16 protein-coding genes and 1 other annotated feature are annotated in these 23,871 nt (G+C 45.9%); of the genes, 15 read left to right on the top strand and 1 reads right to left on the bottom strand.

The features are described from left to right. Positions 1–68: 68 nt before the first annotated feature. Positions 69–980 carry an ornithine carbamoyltransferase gene (locus tag GC093_RS15495; RefSeq protein ID WP_171652789.1) on the top strand — a complete coding sequence of 304 codons (912 nt, stop codon included), beginning with the start codon at positions 69–71 and terminating at the stop codon, positions 978–980. Between the two features lie 66 nt (positions 981–1,046). Here the strand turns inward: GC093_RS15495 and GC093_RS15490 are convergent, their stop codons facing one another. Further along, positions 1,047–2,861, bottom strand: a complete 1,815-nt coding sequence (locus GC093_RS15490; RefSeq protein WP_171652788.1) for a methyl-accepting chemotaxis protein — start codon at positions 2,859–2,861, stop codon at positions 1,047–1,049. A gap of 271 nt (positions 2,862–3,132) precedes the next feature. On the opposite strand from GC093_RS15490, the gene GC093_RS15485 reads away from it, so the two are divergent. From GC093_RS15485 to rodA, 14 genes are all read left to right on the top strand, one after another. Further along, positions 3,133–4,905: a sensor histidine kinase gene (locus GC093_RS15485; protein ID WP_171652787.1), complete on the top strand. Its 1,773-nt coding sequence runs from the start codon at positions 3,133–3,135 to the stop codon at positions 4,903–4,905. Next, the gene (locus tag GC093_RS15480) at positions 4,892–6,517 is read left to right on the top strand and encodes a response regulator (protein WP_171652786.1); all 1,626 of its coding nucleotides are present in this window, start codon (positions 4,892–4,894) and stop codon (positions 6,515–6,517) included. Before GC093_RS15485 ends, GC093_RS15480 begins: the two co-directional genes overlap by 14 nt. Before the next feature lie 119 nt (positions 6,518–6,636). Next, the gene (locus GC093_RS15475; RefSeq protein ID WP_171652785.1) at positions 6,637–8,010 is read left to right on the top strand and encodes an ABC transporter substrate-binding protein; all 1,374 of its coding nucleotides are present in this window, start codon (positions 6,637–6,639) and stop codon (positions 8,008–8,010) included. Between the two features lie 209 nt (positions 8,011–8,219). Then, positions 8,220–9,119, top strand: a complete 900-nt coding sequence (locus GC093_RS15470; RefSeq protein WP_171652784.1) for a carbohydrate ABC transporter permease — start codon at positions 8,220–8,222, stop codon at positions 9,117–9,119. Positions 9,120–9,268: 149 nt separating this feature from the next. Further along, positions 9,269–10,042, top strand: a complete 774-nt coding sequence (locus GC093_RS15465; RefSeq protein ID WP_246314477.1) for a carbohydrate ABC transporter permease — start codon at positions 9,269–9,271, stop codon at positions 10,040–10,042. Between the two features lie 52 nt (positions 10,043–10,094). Beyond that, a complete protein-coding gene (locus tag GC093_RS15460) occupies positions 10,095–12,284 on the top strand; it encodes a heparinase II/III domain-containing protein (RefSeq protein ID WP_171652782.1) in 2,190 nt (729 codons plus the stop codon). Between the two features lie 91 nt (positions 12,285–12,375). Then, positions 12,376–13,842 (top strand): arylsulfatase, encoded by a 1,467-nt coding sequence (locus tag GC093_RS15455; protein ID WP_171652781.1) that lies wholly within the window; start codon positions 12,376–12,378, stop codon positions 13,840–13,842. Between the two features lie 114 nt (positions 13,843–13,956). Beyond that, positions 13,957–14,214: a binding site (T-box leader), on the top strand. A 69-nt stretch (positions 14,215–14,283) separates the two neighbouring features. Continuing rightward, positions 14,284–17,367: an isoleucine--tRNA ligase gene (gene ileS, locus GC093_RS15450; protein ID WP_171652780.1), complete on the top strand. Its 3,084-nt coding sequence runs from the start codon at positions 14,284–14,286 to the stop codon at positions 17,365–17,367. 512 nt (positions 17,368–17,879) lie between these two features. Then, the gene (locus tag GC093_RS15445) at positions 17,880–18,683 is read left to right on the top strand and encodes a response regulator transcription factor (RefSeq protein WP_376768655.1); all 804 of its coding nucleotides are present in this window, start codon (positions 17,880–17,882) and stop codon (positions 18,681–18,683) included. Between the two features lies 1 nt (position 18,684). Next, a complete protein-coding gene (locus GC093_RS15440; protein ID WP_171652779.1) occupies positions 18,685–20,070 on the top strand; it encodes a sensor histidine kinase in 1,386 nt (461 codons plus the stop codon). Positions 20,071–20,162: 92 nt separating this feature from the next. Then, positions 20,163–20,720: a hypothetical protein gene (locus tag GC093_RS15435; RefSeq protein WP_171652778.1), complete on the top strand. Its 558-nt coding sequence runs from the start codon at positions 20,163–20,165 to the stop codon at positions 20,718–20,720. 78 nt (positions 20,721–20,798) lie between these two features. Continuing rightward, positions 20,799–21,890: a putative lipid II flippase FtsW gene (ftsW, locus tag GC093_RS15430; RefSeq protein WP_171652777.1), complete on the top strand. Its 1,092-nt coding sequence runs from the start codon at positions 20,799–20,801 to the stop codon at positions 21,888–21,890. 82 nt (positions 21,891–21,972) lie between these two features. After that, positions 21,973–22,587, top strand: coding sequence for an undecaprenyl-diphosphatase (locus GC093_RS15425; protein WP_171652776.1), 615 nt, complete (start codon positions 21,973–21,975; stop codon positions 22,585–22,587). 60 nt (positions 22,588–22,647) lie between these two features. After that, positions 22,648–23,769, top strand: coding sequence for a rod shape-determining protein RodA (gene rodA, locus GC093_RS15420; RefSeq protein ID WP_246314417.1), 1,122 nt, complete (start codon positions 22,648–22,650; stop codon positions 23,767–23,769). The last annotated feature ends 102 nt before the right edge of the window (positions 23,770–23,871 follow it).

Here is a 23,871-nt window from a genome sequence, read left to right as displayed (position 1 = left end):
CTGGACAGTTGCAATTATTTGCATTAATATACATAATAATGAATATTAATGCATTGGAGTGAGTAGCTTTGAATCATTTATTATCATTAAAGGAGCTAGGCAAGGAGACTTTATTCTCCATCATTCAAAAGGGCATTGAAATCAAACAGAGTCCCCAAGACTTTTATCAAGCCTGTGAAAGAAAAGGCCTCCTCATGCTTTTTCAAAAAACATCTACAAGAACTAATTTATCTTTCCAGTCGGGCATTAATCAATTAGGCGGATACGCTGTTACAATGGACTGGGATTCGAGCAATTTCAGCATCTCACCTATTCAATATGAAGCCAGGTATGCGTCAAGAAATTGCGATTTTATCATGGCAAGATTGAAGAAGCATTCGGATTTGCTGCAATTAGCTCGATACTCTCAGGTTCCTGTTATCAACGGTTGCTGCGATAAGTATCACCCTTGCCAAGCTTTGGCGGACCTAATGACTATTTACGAAATTAAAGGGACTTTCTCAGGAGTAACTCTCACCTATGTCGGTATTCATAATAATGTTGTTAATTCACTGGTTGCGGGCTGTGTGACACTGGGTATTAAGCTTTTGTTGGTGACCCCGATCATTAATGAGGCGTCCTGGGATGAAGAGCTTATGCAGGACGCTTATCGGAGCGGCTGTGTTGAGCATGTAAAAAGCATGTCAGAAGCTGTTTCGAGAACGGATTTTATATATACGGATACTTGGGTGGATATGGAATTTTTCCATGATGCTCATTATGAGAATGAGAAAAATCGTAGGATTGAGACCATGCTGCCCTACCAGGTGAGCAAGCACAATCTGCAAGGCTATTCGCCTTATATCATGCATGATATGCCGGTTCATCCTGGCTTCGAAATTGAAGAGGGTTTAATTGAGTCAGACAAATCGATTATCTATCAGCAGGCCGAAAACCGGATGCATGTTCAAAAGAGCTTGCTGCTGCATCTGCTTAGTTAGCTGAAGACGGCAAAAGGCTGATAATCCTCCTGCTGCATGGAGCAGGCACTGAGAAGGGAAGCTGGCTCAAACGGTAAATAAGTTAACTTGCTGTCTCAGCCTTTGAGCAATGGTGCTCAAGTGATTGGCGGAATAAGCCATTTCATTAACTGAAGCCAGCTGTTGACCTGTAGTTGTGACAACATGAGCAGCAGCTGTAGCTGATTCCGCAGCAATATTTTCCATAACTTGAATCGTGGCGTATACCTCCTGAGCGCTGCCCGCCAATCTTTGCGCAGCGAAGGAAATACTTTGAATGCTCTGACTTACATCTTCAGCTCTATGTACAATGCTCGTAAAAGAGGCCTCCGCACTACCAATCGACGCCACTCCTGATTCGACTTCTGTTAGTCCTTGTTTCATCGTCTCTGTAACCTTGGCTGTATCAACTTGAATTTTCGTAATAATACTGCTGATTTGACTAACGGCATCTGAAGATTGCACAGCCAGCCTACGCACCTCGTCGGCTACAACTGCAAAACCCCGTCCATACTCCCCCGCACGAGCAGCTTCAATTGCGGCATTGAGAGCAAGTAGATTGGTCTGTCCTGCAATATCTCCTATGATTTCTACTATTTTTCCAATATCCTTGGAGTGCTGCCCCAACTGATTCATCCCTTGCTCAGCACGCAATACCACCTCGTTAATATTCCCCATCACATGAATGACCGAATTCATGGAGGAATGTCCTAGCTTCGCCTGGCGTGAGGCTTCATCTGCCACACCTGACAATTCTGTGGTGGAATCGGCAATGAACTGAACGCCATCCGTGATTTTCTCTATAGATTGTCCCGTCTGGCTTGCACTAAGCAGTTGATGGTCTGAGCCTTCAGCAACGACCTGAATGGATTTGTTCACTTCATTTGCCGCCAACGTGTTCTGCTCACAATTGCTTAGAAGCTGATTAGAAGAAGTGGCTACCGTATCGGAAGCATCATGAATGTGCATAATCGTCGTACGAAGGTGAAGGGTCATCTGATTTAATGAGTCAACGAGCTGTCCAATTTCATCGCGATTTCGCACTTTTAATGCTTGCTGCGTCAGGTCTCCGCCTGAAATTTGTTTTAGCACCTCGGATACACGTTTAACCGGTCCGGCCAGATTGGCTGCTATAAGGAGGGCTAGTCCAACTGAAATAACAACTGATAACAGCACGGTAATTCCAATATCACGGACTGCGCTTTTATACAGATCTGCGCTTTTTTGGGAGGATTCCTCTGCTCCAACCTTATTTAAGTTGACGAGCTCATTAATTTCAATCTGCATGCCCTGATAGGCCTGTTCGGACTTGGAGAGCATAGCTGCAATCTGACCCGAGTAGGCACCTGCACCCTCTACGAAATTAACCCTGGTAGCCATAATGAAAGAATCCGAGTAAATATCTTTATAGTTAGCCCATTTCTTCTGCAAATTGTCAAAATGCCCCTGTTCCTTGTTATCTTTAATCATTCCCTGGTACAAGGCTAATCCATCATCGATTTTTTTGAAAAGTTTTCCAGACTCAGGCATGAAATTTCCTTTTTTACTATCGTTAGGCTCCATAATCATAGTGGCCTGGAGGGCGAGCATATCCTTGGCGTATAGATTAATATTACTGATGGTCTCAATGCCCTTCATCCAAGAGTCTGTAATTTCACTTGTTTCTTTCTGCATAAGCGACATTCTCTGCATACTAACGGTCCCTACGATGCCTAGAAGAATAATGATCAAAAGGAATGAGCCTAATAATTTCTTTCGAACGGTAAGCTGAGTGGGTAAAGAAATGAAATTGAGTGTCCTTAGAAACTCGATTTTCGACCATCTACTCCACATGGGCACAAGTCCTTTCTGTTTATATTCCATGTAATTAGCCTACGGGCAGGGCAGAATACTCTTCGGGTTCTCAACATCCAAGCTATGTAGCTTTTTGTCGAAACTAGTATCAGTATAATGTACAATTTATTGGTATGTGTCATCTGCAAGTAAAGGTATTATAAATTTGATCTATATAAAATATTGTTTGTCATAGAGTTTCTTTATAGATACGACGCTTATGAAGGATTCTACTCCCTTGCGTTGAATCGTTTACATATCGTTCGCCGAACCATTTGAACCGCTGAGGGAGTGTTTGCTTATGAAACAACTGCTGTATCGCCTTTCCTTCAAAAAAAGAATTTGGGTTTCATTTGTTCTTCTTATGACGTTGGCGATTGCCGCCTCGGGCTGGAGCTCTTACACCATCTCAGCGAGAATTGTCGAGCAGAATGCCCTCCGGCTAAGCCAGGATACGATTAATAAATCATCTCAAGTGTTGGATGAAAAGCTCAAAAAGATTGTTCTATCGATCATGTCCCTTAAGATAAGCGATCCGTATAAAAATGTTCTTGATGATGTATCGACGGAGGATGTTAGCCGATATTATTATCATTTATCCTCACTCCAATCAATGCTGGCGCTGCTCAAATTTAATGATGACTTTATACAGTCGATTCTGATTGCTACACCGATTGGCGATTTTTATCCAACCACTTACACACGCCTAAAAGAAAACTCCTTCTATCAATCCGAGATGTATCAGAAAATTAAAAGCAAGCAAAGAGGGGTTTGGATTGAGAGCCATGAGGATAGCTTCTTTTATGGAAAAGATAGAGTCATTTCTTTCGTAGTAGATGGCAGTGGGGCTAAGTATGTAGAGGATGTATACATTATCGTCAATATTAAAGAAAAGGATCTGCAAAATTTAATCGTCGATCAGATTAGCGCCTCGACAGGTTATTCACTTGTGAACAAGGAGGGTAAGCCTGTTATTGGCCATGCTGGTAATGGGTTGGAAACTTGGAGGCAGGATCCGGAATTTTTGGGCAAATTCAAGAATGAGAAGAATGGTTATTTCAGTTCAATAATTGAGGATAAAGACTATCTAATCAATTATTCCCGGCTGGATGTCGGAGAGAATTGGATTTTGTATGATACACAGTCTAAGCAGGTTGTATTGCAGCAGGTAGAAGCAATTAAATGGACGACGCTGCTAGTCATATTGGGGTTCGTATTGCTCGCATTGCTGCTGTCGAACGTGCTTACCGATCTGCTGCTAAGGCCCTTATTCCGGCTTCACAGACTGATGAAGAGAGTGGAGCAAAATGATCTGGATGTGCGTTTCCATAGTGTGTACCAGGATGAGGTATCACAGGTAGGCATGAGATTCAACTCAATGCTTGAGGAAATTAAGAAGCTGATCGAGAAGGTGAGATGGGGAGAAGAAGAGAAACGCAAAACAGAAATAAAAGCGCTTTCCGCTCAGATGGAGCCGCATTTTCTATATAATACGTTAAACACGATTTATTGCAAATCCGTGCTAGGTAATAATGAAGACGTCAACGAGATGATTTTATCCTTATCTACAATGTTTCAGCTTGGTCTGAGCCAAGGCAAAGATATTCTTCGAATCGAGGAAGAGCTGCTGCACGTCAAGCATTATATGACTCTTCAGCAAAAATGCTATGAGGGTAAGTTCGATTTCATTATTGATGCCGAGGAAGAATCAATCTTAGAGCTGGAGATCCCTAAGCTAATTTTGCAGCCTCTGGTGGAAAACTGTATTCTTCATGGATTTAAGGATCGTGAGGAAGGCGGTCTTATTCGGATAGTGCTGAGGAGAACGGAGCAGGTATTGTACTTTTCGGTTGAGGATAACGGCATGGGTATGGATGTGAGCAGCTTGAAACGTTCTATAGAGCAGCCTCTAGTCTCCAACAAGGGCTACGCGCTGCGGAATATCGCTCACCGGCTTCAGTTATTTTACGGGGAGGGAGCAATGATTGAATATGACAGCAAACCGGGGATTGGCTCCAAGGTTCAACTGATCATTTCGCTTCGGGAGGGGGAGAAGGTGCATGCAAGCAGATAACTCAATGTTCAAACTATGTGTGATTGACGATATAAAAAGCACGGTGGAAATGATTGCTACCAAAATTCCATGGGAAGCTTATGGGATTGAGGTTGCAGGTACCGCAAAAAACGGAGAAGAAGGACTTCGCCTTATTCAAGAGGTTCGGCCTGATATTATTCTTACCGATATCCGTATGCCCCGAATGGATGGACTGGAGATGATTGGCCGCATTATTGAGCAGCTTCCTAATTGTAAAATTATAATTCTCAGTGCTTATACGGATTTTGAATATGCGCAGCAAGCGATCCGTCTGGGGGCTTTGGATTTTATGAAAAAGCCGTTCTCCATTCAGGAGATTACGAAGGTAGTGCTGAAGGCTAAGCAGGCATTAGAGAAAGAACATAATAAGCATGAGCAGTTTCAGAAAATGGAGAAAAGGGTTCAGGAAAGCTTACCTTTATTGCGTCAAGAATATTTCAGCCGATTGCTGCAACACCAGACCCGGAGAGAGGAGACTGAGTCATACTGGAATGAGCTGAAAGTCGATATGGAGCTGGAGCGGTTCGTAGTTCTGATCATCGAAATCGATCAATTTATGGACAAATACGCCACACAGCCCATTCACGAGATCGAGCTCGTCCGCTTTGCTTTACATAATATTATCGAGGAAACGATTAGGGGGACTACCCAAGGCATTGTATTCCGTGATGGACAGAGCTATTTCACATGTATCATAAACAGTGATCATTTGGCGGATGTGGAGCTTCTTGCCCGCGAATGCTGCGCTAACATTGCTGGTTGTACACGGTTTACCATCTCAATAGGTATTGGATCCATGGTCCGTGAAATTCACGAGCTGCCATTCTCTTATAAATCGGCTTTATCTGCGCTGGCGTATCATTTCTATACAGGGGGGAACGGTGCATTCAGTTTTACCGATGTGCCGAAGGAGCGGGAAGTTTTCCCTCGGTACTCACCGGCTAAAGAGCAGGAGCTGCTCATTTCCCTTCGGGCAGGCAATCTGGACAAGTCGTTACAAGAGCTGGAGTGTATCTTCGAGGAAATGAATCATTTAAGTCCTCTCCCTGATCCGAATTATATTCGTAGTCTGTATTATGAGCTTGCCTTCATCATGCTGCGTGTTCTCTACGAGCTGGTTCCATTCTCCAGCTTACAGGAATATGACCGTAAAATCCGAGACCGCAGCAATCAGGAGCTGATTATGATACAGGAATTTCAGCAGGTGCTTAAGGATATCAGTAGGGTAGGATGCGCTTGGATTGAGAAGGAGAAAGTAAGCGATTCTACCAAGCTGATCTATCGGGCTATAGAGTATATTCGCACGAACCTGCACTTGGATTTATCAGTGGAGCACTGCGCGAGGTTCATGAATATAAGTGGAGGGCATTTTGCCAATCTATTCAAAAAGGTAACGGGAAATACGTTCAATCAATTCGTGACTAACGAGCGGGTTGAGAGGGCGAAGAGACTGCTGATTGATAACTATCAGGTGCAGGAGATTGCCCAGTCTTTGGGATATGAGCATAGGCGCTATTTCAGCGATGTATTCAAAAAGCACACCGGCCAGACCCCCTCGGAATTTAAGGATGCATATTTAGGGCAGAAATGATGGATTTCTGCCCTTTTTCTTCGTTTTGCCGCATTATGCCGTATCCTTTTATCCACTACAATAAACAGCAAGAGCTAGACAATTGCTTAACAAACGAGAGAATAGGGAGGTCTTCGGGGATGAAAAAGACGGCTGTAACGGCAATGAGCGTGCTACTATCGATGAGCCTGGCTGCATGTGGAGCAAGTCCGGAGGAAGGGAAGAAGGAAGCAGCGGCGGGAAGCAAGCCGGGAGAGAAGACGAAGATTACGTATTGGACCCTCGATCGTCACGATGCAGATTATATCAAAGAAGTGATAGAAAAATTCAACACGACGAATAAGGACAATATCGAAGTGGAGCTGGTCGTGAAAGCGGACGATTATGCGCAGGCGCTCGATTTGGCTTTTGCGGCTGCACAGGCACCAGACGTTTTCAGGGTGAAGGAAGGCTCAGTGATTCAAACGTTTTATAAAAAAGGATATATGGCTCCGATAGATAGTTATTTGACGGATGAGCAGAAAAAGAAGTACCCAGCTATGCCCGATCAGAATTTGTTCGACGGTAAATTGTACAGTCTGCCTAACTATGGAAGCACTATGAGGCTTGTATACAATAAAGATTTGTTCGAGAAGGCAGGAATCGCGAAGCCGCCGACCACGTTTGCAGAGATGGTGGAGGATGCCAAGAAGCTGACGGCAGCCGGTAAAGCAACAGGGGCATATGGCTTTGCATTGCCGTTCAAAACACCTGCAAGCGCTTGGAACCGTTCAGCGAGAGTTATGGCCGAGCTAAGCGGCTATGGTGGCTTCGGCTATGACTTCAAAACTGCGCGTTTTGATATGAGTGGATTCAAAGAAGTTACGAAGGCATTCAAACAAATGCGCGATGATGGGAGTACTTTGCCTGGAATGGAAGCGCTTGATATTGATCCGCTGCGCGCTCAGTTCGCAGAGGGTAAGATTGGCATGTACTTGTCCTATTCATCTGAGCCCGGCGTCTATAAGAGTCAGTTCCCTGCCAAAATCAATTGGGCAGCAGCCCCTGCGCCAACTATCGATGGCACAGTGAAAGGTGCATCCGGCTTCCTTGGAGGTCAATGGCTTGCGATTAATAAAGACTCGAAGAAGAAGGACGCCGCCTGGAAGTTCATCAGCTATATGAATGGTGATGACATTTTACAGACTTACCACGAGAAGGGTTACGGTATTTCAATGGTTCCTTCTATTATTGCCAAGGCGAAAAAGCCTGAAATTAACGGAATCGAAGGCTTCCTGCCCAATAAATACGATGGGGTATGGCCGACTCAACCGACCGTGAACGTACAGGGAGTAAAATACGAAGATGCCTTTTGGAGATATATTCTGGAGGGTGGAGATTTGGATAAAATCGTGGCTGATCTGAACAAGCGCTATAACGAAGCACTGGATAAAGCCGTTGCAAGCGGTGATGTAAAAGTAACGCCGGATCCAAGCTTTGATCCTGCCAAAATGCAAGGCTCGTTTGCGAAATAACGAGAGTCATGGAGCCTGTCAGAGTCAGTCAGATTCATTCTGCTGCTGCAGGCTCCCCTTTTTTAAATATCAGACTTTATAAGTTTCAGCGGAGCTGAGCAAGTCTGATATAGCAAGAAAATCTACATTTATATCGCGGTCGCTCATCCTTGAATGGCCTCGATATAGGTTTTCTTATCAACAAGAGAAATTAGGAGGAGGGCTGACAGATGAGAAAATTGCGGCTGCAGCTAGCAGGTTACGGGTTTACATTACCCAGCTTGATCTTAACGCTCGTATTCGGAGTATACCCCATAATATGGGCGATGAGGTATATGTTCTATGATTACAAAGGCTACGGCAAAGAGCGTTTCGTCGGCTTAGATAACTTTACCCAATTATTGAAGGATCACTCCTATTGGGATTCGGTCGTAAATACCTTCGTGTACGCAGGAGGGAAGCTAATCATTACGCTGCCGTTATCGCTTATCTTGGCTGTGATCCTTAATAAGGGGCTGAAGGGTAAGCATCTGCTTCGGGCTATTTATTTTATGCCAACCATCGTAAGTACTTCGGTCATTTCCATTGTGTTCTTCATTATTTTCAACTCCTATAACGGTATTCTCAATCAATATTTAACCCGATATCATATCATCTCCAAAAGCATCGACTGGCTTGGACCCAATCATGCAATGCTTATCGTCATTATTATTGCGGTATGGGGTGCCGTAGGGAATTATATGCTTCTTTTTATTGCCGGGCTGCAAAACATTCCGAATGATGTCTACGAGAGTGCTTCGCTGGATGGGGCCAATGCGGTACAAAAGTTTTGGTATATTACGATTCCGATGCTTGGTCCGGTGCTGCAGATGGTCATCATGCTCGCTATTATCAACTCCTTGAAAGGCTATGAAAGCATTATGGTGTTGACTGAAGGCGGCCCAATAGGCAAAACAGAAGTGATGTATCTGTACGTTTACAAGCTATTCTTCCCGCTTACGTCCTCAGGCTCAGCTGTGGAGCAGCAGATCGGCTACGGTAGTGCCGTCGGCTTTGTAACGGCTTTAATAGTAGGGATCATCACTCTAATGTATTTTTATGCATCCAAACGGATGAACAAGGTGTACTAATCACTGCTTACAAAAAGCCTAAACTCATAGGAGGTGTGCAGATGGAAACGGAAGCAGCAGCAAAGCTCAACTCCACAGTCAATGGATGGTCGGTCAGCTCCGCCGCTAAAAGATTGGCTTTATGGGTCTTTCTAATTATCATAGCCGCAATGACTTTATTTCCTATTTTGATGGCATTGTTAGGCTCATTCAAGTCTAATGCGGAGCTAACGGCAGGAGCAACGATTCTACCGGATATTTGGCACTATAAAAATTATGCTGAAGTTTGGGAACAAGCCCATTTTTCCACCTACACGTGGAACAGCCTGTATGTTAGTATCATTACGACTGCCGGGACCCTTATAGTTGCTTCCATGGCAGCCTATGCCGTAGATCGGCTCAATTATTTCGGGAAGAGCTTTTATGTCGCCTTACAAGCTTCGACGATGTTTATTTCTATTGGGGCGGTGGTGCTTCGACCACAGTTTGAATTGATGGTTAAGCTTCAGCTGCATACGTCTCTGACAGGTGTCATACTAATTCTGATCAGCGGCCATGCCTATATTTTCTTTATCCTGCTTAGCTTCGTTAAGGCGATTCCGAGGGAATTGGACGAAGCAGCGATGATCGATGGATGCTCTAAGGTGTGGATTTTTACTAGAATTATTTTTCCTTTATTAAAACCAGGGCTTGGCGTGGCAGCGTTGTTTACCTTCCGAAATGCTTGGAACGAATACATATTGCCGCTGGTGTTCACGATGAGCCAGCCGAAGCTGCAAACCTTAACGGTTGGTTTGGCGGGCTTGCGGTATGGCATTGCTTCTGCGGCCCAAACGCATTATATGATGGCAGGTGCATGCCTGTCGATTCTACCGCTGCTAATCGTTTATGTGTTGGCTAATAAGACATTCATGCAGGTTACATCGGGATCTGTCAAAGGTTGACTCAAGGGGGAGAGCTTCCTCCTATTAATATTTTAGGAAAGAAGGGAAATCCATGGATGTTCTCCGATTGGAAAAGCTGCTGAGTAATGCCGCTAATCCCAGCTATAGCAAGGCGTTGGAGCAGCTTCATGTGCTCTCCATAAGAGCGCAGGAGATCGACTATAAGATCACCGAAGGGGAACGTGGTAATTGGACTCATTACTATTACTGTCATCATGACGGTGCACGACTTCACTTCGATTGGAGCTGTCCCAAACAGCATGTATGTCCCGTCTGCTCTAAGACATGGACAGGGGAGCCGTTCGATGCGGCTTGGGTGACGCTGGCTCACTCGCAGCTCGGCATTGGGATGAAGCATCTCGCATTAAGCTGCTTGATTGACGATGATATAGAAGCATCGGGCAAGGTCAAGGCAGTGCTGCTCGATTATGCCAAATATTACGCCAATTATGAGATTCACGGAGATATTCCATACAACGGACCGGGAAAGCTGTTCGCCCAAACGTTGGATGAAGCCCATTGGATTATCGATATTTGTTATGCGTACCGCTTTGTCGAGCGCATGCTTACTGACGAAGAGAAGCAGCTGATTCACAGCGGCTTGCTGCTGCCCTGTGCGGAATTTCTTATCGAGTATAAAGAAAAGCAACTGCATAATCATGCGGTTCTGATCACTTCCGCGATAGCGATGCTTGGTTTTCTTCTTGAGGATGAAGCCATTCATCTGGCCGGCTTGAAGGGAGAGTATGGCCTCCTTGATCAAATTGACCGCGGTGTATTAGCAGACGGGATGTGGTATGAAGGGGCTTTTCAATATCATTTCTATGGATATCACTCGCTTCTGCAATATGCCATTTTGGTTGAACACACGGAATGGGATCTTAAGGCGCACCCTACCCTTAAGAAAATGTTCGATTTTCCTCTTGGATATATTTTACCGGATGGTACACTGCCGAATCTCAATGATGCGAGTCATACGGCAAACATTCAGAGGCTGGCGCCCTACTATGAAATCGCTTTGGATTGGTACGGAGATACCCGATATGGCGAGCTTTTGCGGTTGGCATATGGACTTGATAAAACGAATGAGGAGCAAAAGGATTCTGGTGAAAGTAATTGGCAACAAATCTGGAAGATTCCTTCAGATGCTCCTGCAGATCGTGATTCTCTTGAAGCGCTTTGGTTTGGCGAAGAATTGGACAACGGGCAGCATGTGAAGGCCTCCACAGCTCATGTTGCGGGTACCGGAGATCGTTCTCTGACTCAGATCCTCATGTCAGACACCACCTCAGATGCCAGCGGGTTGACCAAGCTTGTAAACCGCAAGGGCTGGCATTTGCTGGTTAAGCACAGCAAGTTTAGCGGAGAGCATGATCATATGGATAGACTTGGGTTGTCATTCGGAGCCGGGAGCGTGCCGTTGTTCATCGACCCAGGCACCACGGCGTACGGGGTTCCAGCGCATTACGGATGGTTCAAGCATACGTATTCCCATAATACCGTGAGCATTAATGGTAAGGACCAACCACCGGCTGACGGAAAGCGGCTTCAATATCATAAAGAGGACTGGGGCTCTTGGATCGAAAGTGCAGTGGACTGGAACGATTCGCCCTATACGGTCAAGGACTCCATTATTTTGCCCAAGGAGATGTGCCCCTGGGATGATCAAGCCTATGACGGGGTTAGCCTGCGGAGAGTGAACATTGTTACTGAGCACTTGCTGCTGGATATGGTTAAGATGACGGTACCGGATGAACGGACCATCGATTTGTTATATCATTTGAGCGGCGAACTGGCGGATAACAGCTTATGGCAGTCTTCCGATGCTGAACTTAGCGAGCTGGGAGAGCATTGGCTTCAAGATAAATGGAGTAAGCAGCTAGTCGCTGGGCAGCACTTGGAATGGAAAATGAGAGAAGGTGTGTTGCAGCAGGTAAGCTGGTGCTCGAGCCCAGTTCAGCTGATTACTGCACGTACAGTTGATAACCCGCCGAACCGGTCCAGGCAAACACTCGTTCAGAGGGTTAGCGGCTCTAGGGAGCGGGAAGTCTTGTTTATTAATGCGTTCTCTTATGACAATGAGATGGATCGACAGCAAGGACAGATTTCGGGACACTTGAAGCTGAATGTTGGGACAAAAAGCGCTGGCAGCTTGCTGCTGGAGCTGACTGCTGCTGCTGTGGAGTTAAGTTTTACATTGGATTGGAAAGGGGAACAGGCAGTACTGGAGCAGGTGAAATAGAGTCTTTGCCAAAATGATTGCTTCCGCTGTGAGGGGCGTTAAGCTGCCAAATCATTTTAAGACGACAGAGTAAAGGAAGGGGGATACTACTATGAAGCCCAATATACTGCTAATCTCAGTAGATCAGATGCGCGGGGATTGCCTCAGTATATTAAATCATCCAGTAGTAGATACGCCTAATCTGGATCAGTTGACTCGCAGCGGCGTCTTGTTCCGCAACGCCTATTCCGCGACGCCAAGCTGTATTCCGGCTCGTACGGCGATGCTCACAGGGATGAGTCAGCGCAGTCACGGAAGGGTAGGCTATCAGGATAAGGTTGCATGGGATTATAAGCATACGCTTCCCTCGGTTTTGGTTGAGGCAGGATACCATACTCAATGCGTAGGCAAGATGCACGTATACCCAGCGCGCAATCTGTGCGGGTTTCACAATGTTGTGATGCACGATGGATACCTGCACCACAACCGGATTCGTTCGGCGAATACGGTGACGGAGTCATTCGACAGCTGTGATGATTATTTGCCATGGCTCCGAGAGAGGGCAGGGGCGGACTGTGACCTGCTTGATCTTGGGCTGGACTGCAATGCCTCAACGGTGGCCCGTCCATGGCATTTGCAGGAGGCATTGCATCCTACCAATTGGGTTGTGACCCAATCTATTGATTTTCTCCGCCGCCGAGACCCCCGGAAGCCTTTTTTCTTAAGTATGTCATTTGTTCGGCCGCATCCGCCGTTCGATCCGCCGCAGGCATTTTTGGACATGTATGTGGACGCCGATATACCGGATCCAGTTATTGGAGTATGGGCGGAAGCGATGGACCCGGACCGTAATGGGCTCAACCCCATTACTAGCAAAGGAATCGTACCTAGAAATAGGCTGAGAAGAGCTCAAGCCGCATACTATGCTCTGATTACACATATTGACCATCAAATTGGAAGGTTTTTACAATCAATGACCGAGTATGGGGTGCTACAAAATACTATCATCTTATTTACTTCGGATCACGGAGAACTTCTCGGCGATCATCATCTGTTTCGTAAAACATTGCCTTATGAAGGAAGTGCCAAGGTTCCTTTTATACTTGCCGATCCCGGTGACCTATTAAAAATGAACAAGAATACGGTCAATGATCATGTGATAGAAATAAGAGATATAATGCCGACACTGCTTGATGCTGCCGGTGCGTCTATCCCTGATAGTGTTGATGGTTTAAGCCTGCTACCTTTGGCCAGAGGTGAAAGCGTAAAGTGGCGTGATGCTATTCATGGAGAGCATGAGTGTAAGGACATGTCTAATCATTACATGACGGACGGTGTTCAGAAGTATATCTGGTTTTCCCAAACAGGTCGTGAGCAGCTGTTTGATCTAAGCAAGGATTCCCAGGAGACAACGAATCTGATTGAGGATACACGGTATAAGGTTAGCCTCGAGAGCTGGAGAGGACGGCTCGCGGCAGAATTGGCCGATCGAGAGGAAGGCTACAGTGACGGGAAGCAGTTATTTGTCGGACGCCTTGCGCAAACTGTGTTGAAGAACCTTCCAAACAGAAGTAACTGAATATACGGATGGATTGGAATTTGTTTAGCGAATAGTCCGAAACTATGTGCTCAGCTAACGCCGGGTTGACTTTTTAATGGACTTGGTGTAAAAATAAATTAATTGAATCTCATTATAAATTCATTGACGAGAACGAGTACGTTAAATCCTTGTCCCCCAGAGAGTTGGCCCTGTGCTGAAAGCCAATGTTCAAGACTTAGCCGAAGATCCTCTCCGAGAAGGAAAGCTGAAGCAAGTAAGTAAGCTGTCCCGGGATCCCGCCGTTACAAGGGCCGCGTATGACGGTACGCAGAATGAGGAGTCGTTAGATCATATGGAATATGATCGTTACGGAATTAGGGTGGTATCGCGAGAGCTAATCTCGTCCCTTACGGGGCGGGATTTTTTGTGTTTTATTCAGCGCACTTAAAATGTTTTTATTTGAAGAAGGGATTGGTCAGCATGAGAAAAGTGGATGTGAAGGAAAAAGCGAGAACACGCGAGCTGCGCGTTCTTGAGCAATGGAAACAGAATGATACGTTCAGTAAATCGATCCAAAACCGTGTAGGTAAGCCGAACTTTGTCTTTTACGAGGGTCCTCCGACTGCAAACGGAAAGCCTCATATCGGGCATGTGCTTGGCCGCGTTATTAAAGATTTCATCTGTCGTTACAAAACGATGTCCGGATATCGTGTTGTCCGCAAAGCCGGTTGGGATACGCATGGCCTTCCTGTTGAGCTTGGTGTTGAAAAGGAGCTGGGCATCTCCGGTAAACAAGAGATCGAGAAATATGGCGTTGCCGAATTTGTGGAGAAATGCAAAAGCAGCGTGTTCGAATATGAGAAGCAGTGGCGTGAGCTGACTGAGGCGATTGGATATTGGACGGATATGGACAATCCGTATATTACGTTAACCAACGGTTATATCGAGAGTGTGTGGCATATTTTGTCGGAAATCCATTCCAAAGGATTGCTGTACAAAGGCCATCGTGTTAGCCCGTACTGTCCGTGCTGTCAAACAACGCTTAGCTCCCACGAAGTGGCACAAGGCTATGAAGATGTGAAGGATTTGAGTGCTACAGTGAAGTTCAGAAGCAAGAGCGGGGACGAAGTCTTCCTTGCATGGACAACAACTCCATGGACGCTTCCAGCAAACATAGCTTTGGCTATGAATAAAGATATCGACTATGCCAAAGTAAAACACAATGGTGAAGTATACATTGTCGCGAATAATCTGGTTGAAAAGCTGTTCAAAGAAGATTACGAGATTGTATCGACGCATAAAGGAGCCGAATTTGTAGGCACTTCTTATGAGCCTCCTTTTGAATACCTCAGCGTGAACAAAGGGCATATCGTCGTAGATGCGGACTATGTCAGTGATTCGAGCGGAACAGGTATCGTTCATATCGCTCCGGCTCATGGGGAGGACGATTATCGTACGGCTCGTCAGCACGAGCTGGATTTCGTTAACGTAGTTAACCTAGCTGGATGCTACACCGATCAGATCACCGATTTTGCAGGACGTTTTGTTAAGGATTGCGATGTCGATATCGTGAAATATTTGTCCGGGCGCGACCTACTGTTCTCCAAGGAGCGTTACGAGCATAGCTATCCGTTCTGCTGGCGCTGCAAGTCGCCTCTGCTTTATTACGCGATGGAGAGCTGGTTCATCCAAACGACAGCGGTCAAAGAGCAGTTGATCGAGAACAACAGTAAAGTTGCCTGGTACCCCCCGCACCTGCGCGAAGGTCGTTTTGGCAAATTTCTAGAGGAGCTTGTCGATTGGAACATCAGCCGGAACCGTTATTGGGGCACGCCGCTTAATGTTTGGGCATGCGAGGACTGTGGCTGCGAATATGCGCCGGGAAGCTATAAGGATCTTCAGGAGAAATCAGTGGAGCCGATCGGTGAAGATCTGGAGCTGCATAAGCCTTATGTGGATGAAGTGAAGCTTCGCTGCTCTTGCGGCGGAATCATGACAAGAACACCGGAGGTAATCGATGTTTGGTTCGACAGCGGTTCGATGCCATTCGCACAGTATCATCATCCGAGAGGAGATGAGAAGCAGTTCCAGGAGCAATATCCGGCTGATATGATCTGCGAAGGAATTGACCAAACGAGAGGCTGGTTCTTCAGCTTATTGGCCGTTTCCACTCTATATAATGGTCAATTGCCTTATAAAGCGGTGCTTTCAACGGGACATATCCTTGATGAAAATGGGCAAAAGATGTCCAAAAGCAAGGGGAATGTCATCGATCCTTGGGAGATCATCGAGGAGCTGGGAACAGACGCGTTCCGTTGGGCCCTGCTGGCTGACAGCGCGCCTTGGAACAGCAAACGTTTCTCCAAGCAAATCGTGGCCGAAGCAAAATCAAAAGTAATCGATACGATCAATAATACGCATGCATTCTACGCGCTGTATGCGACGATTGATCAATATAAGCCTGAAGAGCATCCGCGGCAGACTTCTACGAACCTATTGGATCGCTGGATTTTGTCTAGATTAAACAGTACCTTGAAAAATGTAGTCACGGGGCTGGAGGTCAATGATTTCCTGAATCCGGCGAAGCAGATCGAAGCGTTTATTGAAGAGCTGAGCAACTGGTACATCCGCCGCTCTCGCGACCGTTTCTGGGGCAGCGAAATGACTGCGGATAAAGTGTCAGCCTACCAAACACTGCATGAAGTGCTGCTAACGCTCGCAAGCATGATCGCGCCGTATGCTCCGCTAATTGCAGATGATCTTTACAATAACCTCGGGGGCGAGGGAAGTGTGCATCTCACGGACTATCCATTGGTGAACGATGCTGCTATCGATGGCGCGCTTGAGAGAGACATGGAAACGGCAAGGCAGATTGTTGAGCTGGCGCGCAATATCAGGAATGAGACCAGCATCAAAAATCGCCAACCTCTGTCAGAGCTGGTTGTTTCGCTTACGCGGGAATTCAATCTGAGCCAATACGAGGATATTATAAAAGATGAAATTAATGTCAAAGAGATCCGTGTGGAACAAAGTGACAGCGGCTTCGCTCAATACAGCTTGAAGCTGAATCTTAAGGTTGCAGGTAAAAAGTACGGTAAATTCGTGGGTCCGGTGCAAGGCCATCTGAAGCAAATGTCTGCCTCCGAATCCAAGCAAGCGGTGGACAGCGGATTCCTGGATGTAATGATTGATGGAGAAGCGCTCCATATCACGCTGGATGAGCTGCTTGTGGAGAAACAAGCCAAAGAGGGCTTTACTTCCGCATCCGGGTATCAAATGATAGTCGCTTTAAATACAGCAATCACCGAGGAGCTGGAGCAAGAAGGTCTTGTTCGTGAGGTCATTCGCGCCATCCAGGATTATCGTAAAAAGCTGGAGCTGCCTATCGAAAAGCGGGTTAACCTCGTTCTCAATGTCGATTCAGAGCTGAAAGTAGCCCTAGAGCGGTTTGATCATGTTTTACAGGACAGCGTATTGCTATCGAGTGTCCGTTATGCTGAAGAAGCAGGCATGGAAGCTGTTGCGATTGGAGACAGAACACTTCGATTGCTAATTGAGGCTTAGAAATAAATTTATAGTGGGGCTATCCCAAAAGGGCAAACCCAAGTGAGTGTATCTCATAAAATGTGCAAATGAACCTTCAATCCTACTGTTAAAGTGGAATTGAGGGTTCTTTTTTATAACCCATATTATGGATAAGGTAATGGGGGATTCTCATAAATACCTACCGTTTTATCTATTGTGCTCCTTTGCAGGCATAGGGAACGTGGATTCGCTATTTTGAATTGCACACGTGATCATTCAAGTGAAACGGAAGTACGATCACTTATTTGCTTGAATGGAGGGGGATTTACCCCAGTTTTGGTGAAATAGCGCCTCGTACTTCCTCGAATTCATGAATTCGAGGAGTGCGAGGCAAATAAGGGATTGACGTTCCGCAGGAGCAGGCAAGAGCATAAAGTAACTTCTTCCGGAAGCTCACATCCTTCCCTTGAAAACGCACAAATGTAAGTGGTACAGATTAGGCAGCTCTTTTTTTATATCAAGGAGTCTTATCCCACAAGCTCGCTGCCCCAATGGAAAGTTCCTGGCAGGGAAATCAGGCTTTTTATGCGTTGCAGCGCTGCGTATGGTATTATCACGAGAACGGATTTGTCATGCTTAAGGAGGCATTTATGGAAACGGGATACCGCAACCAAGTACTTATTATTGAAGATGATAACCATATCAGACGTTTTGTGGCCATCAATTTGGAAAGAAACGGATTTGAAGTCTCTGAGGCTGCTCTAGGCAGGCAAGCCCTTCAACATATAGCCTTAAATCGACCTGATGTTATCGTGCTTGATCTCATGCTTCCGGATATGGATGGATTTGAAATTTGCAGGATGCTGAGGGAAATCGATCCCGACATTGTCATTATTATTATAACTGCACGCGGCCAGGATATGGATAAAATAAAAGGTCTTGGACTCGGTGCCGACGATTATATCGTTAAGCCGTTTAATCCTTTAGAGCTTGTAGCCCGAATTCGAACGGTGCTGCGCCGGACGCAATATGTGGAGAAACGGCACAGAAAAGTGCTTTGGTCCCGTCCGATCCGGATAGATCTGGATTCGAATCAGTTATTTAAACATGACTGTTTAATAGAAGTAACGCCTAAGGAATACCAACTGGTCAGAGTATTTGTAGAAAATCCAAATATAGCGTTATCCAGAAATGAACTGCTCAACCTGGTATGGGGAGAGGATTTCGTCGGTGACACTAAAACGGTGGATGTCCATGTCCGCAAACTGCGGGAGAAGCTTGAAGACGACAGCTCCAAACCGCAGCTGATCGAAACCGTCTGGGGTCTGGGATACCGTTGGAGAAAGGACGATTGAATTGCTTGGAATCCAGAAAAGATTAGTCGGAAGCTATCTTATAGTCATTTTGATCACGGTGTTGATCTTAGAGCTATTTCTTATCTTTTTCGTCAGGTACTATTATTATCACAATATAGAACGGATTATGATGAATCAAGCGGAGCTGTCTGCTACTTTTTTTAATCAATATTTTGCAGATGAGGACTTGGAGAAGCAGTCGGAAAGGTTATTAAAAGGATTTTCGCAGCATTCCACCGCGCAGGTTCAGATCATCGGTTCATCCGGGCAGCTACTTCAAGACTCCACGGGTTTGCGCGCTGATGTCCATGAAACGGCTTTTCAGGATGTGCAGGAAGCATTTAGCGGACATACAGGATCTTGGAGAGGATATGATCCCCTCACGCATGAAGCTATTCTGGCCGTATCTTATCCGTTACAGGCAAACGATACCATTGTTGGGGTTGTTCGGTTCATAACCTCCCTAACCGATACGAACACAACGGTCAACCAAATTTCGGCTATTTTTATTGCGGCCGGTCTTGTTGTTGTAGTAATCGTCGCCGTTCTCGGCATCCTTGTTTCAAGAACGATAACCGGCCCGATCACAGAGCTTAAGCTAGCGGCGGAAAAAATGGCGGAAGGCGACTTTACAGTATCTGTAAGGAAACGGTATCAGGACGAGCTTGGGACATTAGCGGATATTTTGACGATGATGGCAGCCAAAATCCGGCGCAACGAGCGACTTAAAAATGATTTTATTTCATCGGTCTCCCACGAACTGCGCACCCCGCTGACTTCAATTAAAGGCTGGGCGATAACACTGAAATCCGACTCCGAGGACGGGAAGGTCGATCTCATGGAAGGGCTGGATATTATCGAGGCCGAAAGTGACAGGCTGACACGGCTTGTGGATGAGCTGCTTGATTTTTCCAAAATCGATAACGGACGACTGATGCTAAGCTGCGCCCCTCTTCAGATCGGAGATTTGCTTCACCATATCGGCAAACAATTAGCTCCAAGGGCTGCGCGTCAGGGTATTTCATTGGAGGTCCAGACCGACGCTCCCCTCCCTCTCCTTCAAGCCGACGAAAACCGTTTGAAACAGGTGCTCATTAATTTGATCGATAACGCGCTTAAGTTTACAGAACCTGGTGGAGCCATTAAGCTTCATGCCTGCTCAACTCAAGAACAGATCATGATAACCGTTGAGGATACAGGATCAGGCATTGCGGAGCAGGATTTGGAGCATGTTTTCCAAAAGTTTTTCAAAGGAAGCAGCCATACCCCAGGAAGCGGCATTGGTCTGTCCATATCTGAGCAAATTATTAAGCTGCATGGCGGGCAGTTAAAAATAGACAGCCGTGTTGGAAAGGGTACAATAGTCGAAATTAGGATTCCAGTATAAGGCTTGGAGCTAATTTTAACTTTTTCATAACCCTTTCTGCTTCTTAACCCTATAGAATAAAAAACAGGCTCGTGACAAGAGAGGCGAAACGAATGCTCAGCAAACCGCTTAGGGCAGGAATGATCTTAACGGCATTATGGATAACAACCGGGTGCGGAATGCCAGCAGCTCCCATCGATTTGATCAAGCCCCCAGCCACAGAAGGAAGCTTCCCGAAGGACAATTTCCGCACAACGCTCCAAGCCTTACTTCCTGACGGAGCCCGGCTGCTGATACCGCACCATGGCAATGAAAGTCAAGTCGCTTCATTCGGAGACGTGGACGGTGACGGAGTCGATGAAGCTGTGGTTGTGTATGAGGAAAGCTCTCTCCACGAAAAAATGATTAAGGCTTCGCTGTTGAAGCAGCAGAATGCGGTATGGAGGATCGTTGGCGATGCAAATGGCCTTGGTTACGGAGTCGATTATGTCCAGCTTGCTGATCTCAACGGGGACGGTACTTCCGAGATTATGTTAGGGTGGTCTCTGGGTGCTGGAGGCACTGGAATGGACATTTATGAATGGAGAAATAACGCATTAAAGCTAAGGGGCAAAAAAGGGTACGACAATCCCCTCCAATTGGACAAAATCCCGGGCCAAGCGCATAAGTAGCCGGATCACCTAAGACAGGACCGGCAGTAGATCGCCCAGCTATTCGGTGATGCTGCTTTTAGGAGGTGCCTCACAAATATGAATGGCAAAAGAGGGCGCTTGGATTTTTTGTTGCTTATCGTAACCGTGATGCTAGTCGGCTTTGGTCTTGTTATGATATTTAGCGCTAGCTCGCCATTGGCTGTATTTAAATACAATATACCTACGTACTACGTTTATAAGCAGAGCCTATTTGCGTTTATCGGATTAGGCTTTATGTTTTTGTTTATAGGCATCCCGTATCCGTTTTGGCAAAAAACAGCACCTTACCTTTTGCTGATTTCGCTACTGCTGCTCGTTTCTGTATTAATAGTCGGAACGTCCGTCAATGGAGCGAGGAGATGGTTTATGGTGGGCGGACTCACCCTTCAACCGGCTGAATTCACCAAATTGTCGCTCATCATCTATTTGTCTGCGCTCATTAGCAAAAAAGGTGACAAGACCCGCCTATTCAAGAAAGGATTACTGCCCATCCTGATCGTGGTCGGTGTTATCTTCCTGCTTATCATGCTGCAGCCGGATTTTGGGACCGCGCTGATCTTGCTTTTTATAGTGGGGACGATTATTTTGATTGGCGGTTTTAATTGGCGCCACCTGCTCATGCTCAGTTTGGGACTGGTTCCGCTGTTCATTTATTTGGCTGTAAGTAAAAGTTATCGGCTGAAACGGATTACTTCATATATGAATCCTTTCGATAACCCTACCGATTCTGGCTATCAGCTGGTGCAGTCGCTCTATGCTTTAGGGCATGGCGGGCTTATGGGCACAGGGCTTGGGGGAAGCGTTCAGAAATTTTTATACTTGCCGGAAGCGCATACTGACTTTATTTTCGCCATAATTGGAGAGGAATGGGGATTTGTCGGGTGTGGGCTGTTCATCCTGATCTTCATACTCTTTGTATGGCGTGGGTGTTTGGCGGCCGTCCGGTGTCAGGAAGCATTTGGCGTTCTGCTGGCGATGGGTATCGTTGCGATGATCTCCATTCAGGCACTGCTTAATCTCGGTGCCGTTACCGGTAGTTTGCCAATTACGGGAGTTCCGCTTCCATTTACAAGCTATGGCGGTTCCTCATTAATTCTTTGCATGGCAAGCACCGGTATGTTATTAAGTATTTCCCGAGATCAACAGTAATGACATCAGCTTGCAGCATGGGCTTAAACTAACCCTAGATGAAAATTGATGTACTTTAACACAAGTGAAGGAGCGCAGATTCATGTTAACGGAAATCGACTACCGAATCTTTCAATTTATCAATCTAACAGCTGGTAAAGACAGCTTCATCTACCTGCTGATGCGTTTTTTTGCGGAGCAAGCGGTTTACCTATTCGTTCTCGGTTTGCTGGCGTACGGGCTTACACGATCGGAACGAAATCGACTGATGGTTCTGGAAACGTTCGTGGCGTCCTGCGCAGCGTTTGGCGTCAGCAAATTGTGTGGAATTTTCTTATTCCGCGAGCGCCCTTTTGTGGAGCATGATGTGATCCAACTGATTGCTCATCAAGCTACCGCTTCTTTTCCGAGCAACCATGCAACCGGCACATTCGTTATTGCAGCAGTCCTTCTGCTGTACCGTAAGCCGATGGGATTGGTTCTGTTCCTCTTGGCATCCTGTGTGTCGTTCTCCAGAGTATGGGTCGGGGTCCACTATCCGCTGGACATTGTAGGTGGCATGATTAATGGCATTTTATGCGCGATTGTCATTCGTATAATTGTCAGCAGATGGGCTTGGGCCCAAAATAAGCTGGTTTCGCTTGTTCGCTTGTATGAACGGCTTGAGACGAGGATACTCACACGTATTGGCAAGAACCCGCGGCAGTTAACCAAATGATGCGGTGTATAACGATCATAAAAGTGTTCTCCATATGCAGTGTTACAAGCTAGAGAGGATTTGAATATCTTGCTTTATAAGCTCAAACAACTGGATGTGCCGATCCTGTTTATTTTAATCATTTTTTTAGTTCTCAGCACGGTTGTTATTTACAGCGCTACCTTTGAAACTAGTTATGAAGGCTTGTATAAGAACAATCTGATCACTTTTGGAATTTTATTCATCCCCATGATCGGATTGAGTTTGCTGGATTACCGTGTTCTGATTCACCGTTTTTCCTATATTTTTTATGGCATCGGCATTTTGCTGCTGCTCCTTGTTTCCTTTAATGGTATGCAAATTAACGGGTCTCAGCGCTGGCTTTCACTAGGAGGACAGGCTTTTCAACCATCGGAGATCATGAAGCTATTCCTGATTATGGCTTTGTCCAATTGGCTGAAAAAACGTGACGGACAGCCGATTCGGATATGGAATGAATTGATTCCCGCTGCGCTCATAGTAGGAATCCCTTTTTACATGGTGCTGAAGCAGCCAGATTTGGGCACTTCCATCGTATTTATATGTGTGTTTGTCGGGATACTGTGGGTTGGAAATATGCAGTGGAAGCATATCCTCACAGGCATTTTATTTGCATTTGCGGCGATTGCAGGAATTGTCTTGCTCTATTTCTTCCATTTTGAGATGTTTTCCGCAATTGTTAAGCCTCACCAGCTCCAGCGCATTCAAACGTTTCTTGATCCTCTGTCAGATCCAGATCGAAGCTGGCATGTCGTTAACTCCATTCGTGCTATTGGCACCGGACAATTAAGCGGAGAGGGCTACCTTAACGGGTTATTTATTCGTGGAGGCTTCATACCGTATAGCTATGCGGATTCCATTTTTGTCGTGATCGGAGAGGAATTCGGATTTTTGGGCTGCTCCGTATTGCTGATGGTTTATTTTTTCTTCATCTACCGGATGGTTCGGATTTCCATTGATACTAAGGATATAGAAGGGCGATATTTAATTATTGGCGTCATTTCGATGTTCTCCTTGCAAATATTTGAAAATATAGCGATGCATATCGGCCTCATGCCCTTAACGGGGATTGCGCTACCTTTCGTCAGTTACGGTGGCAGCTCGCTTTTGACGAACATGCTGGCGGTGGGGCTCGTTTTGAGTGTAAAGCTGCATCGACAGTAACTATCTAATTTGCCTGCATGAGCGCTGTGTTCAACTAATAGGGTTGGAAAAGACGAAATAAAAAGAACGGCTCTGTCGCAATGGATGCGAACAGAGCCGTTC

Source organism: Paenibacillus foliorum, assembly GCF_013141765.1.
Classification (GTDB): Bacteria; Bacillota; Bacilli; order Paenibacillales; family NBRC-103111; genus Paenibacillus_S; species Paenibacillus_S foliorum.
Note: the sequence above shows the minus strand (reverse complement) of the source record. Positions and strands in the feature narration are given on the sequence as shown.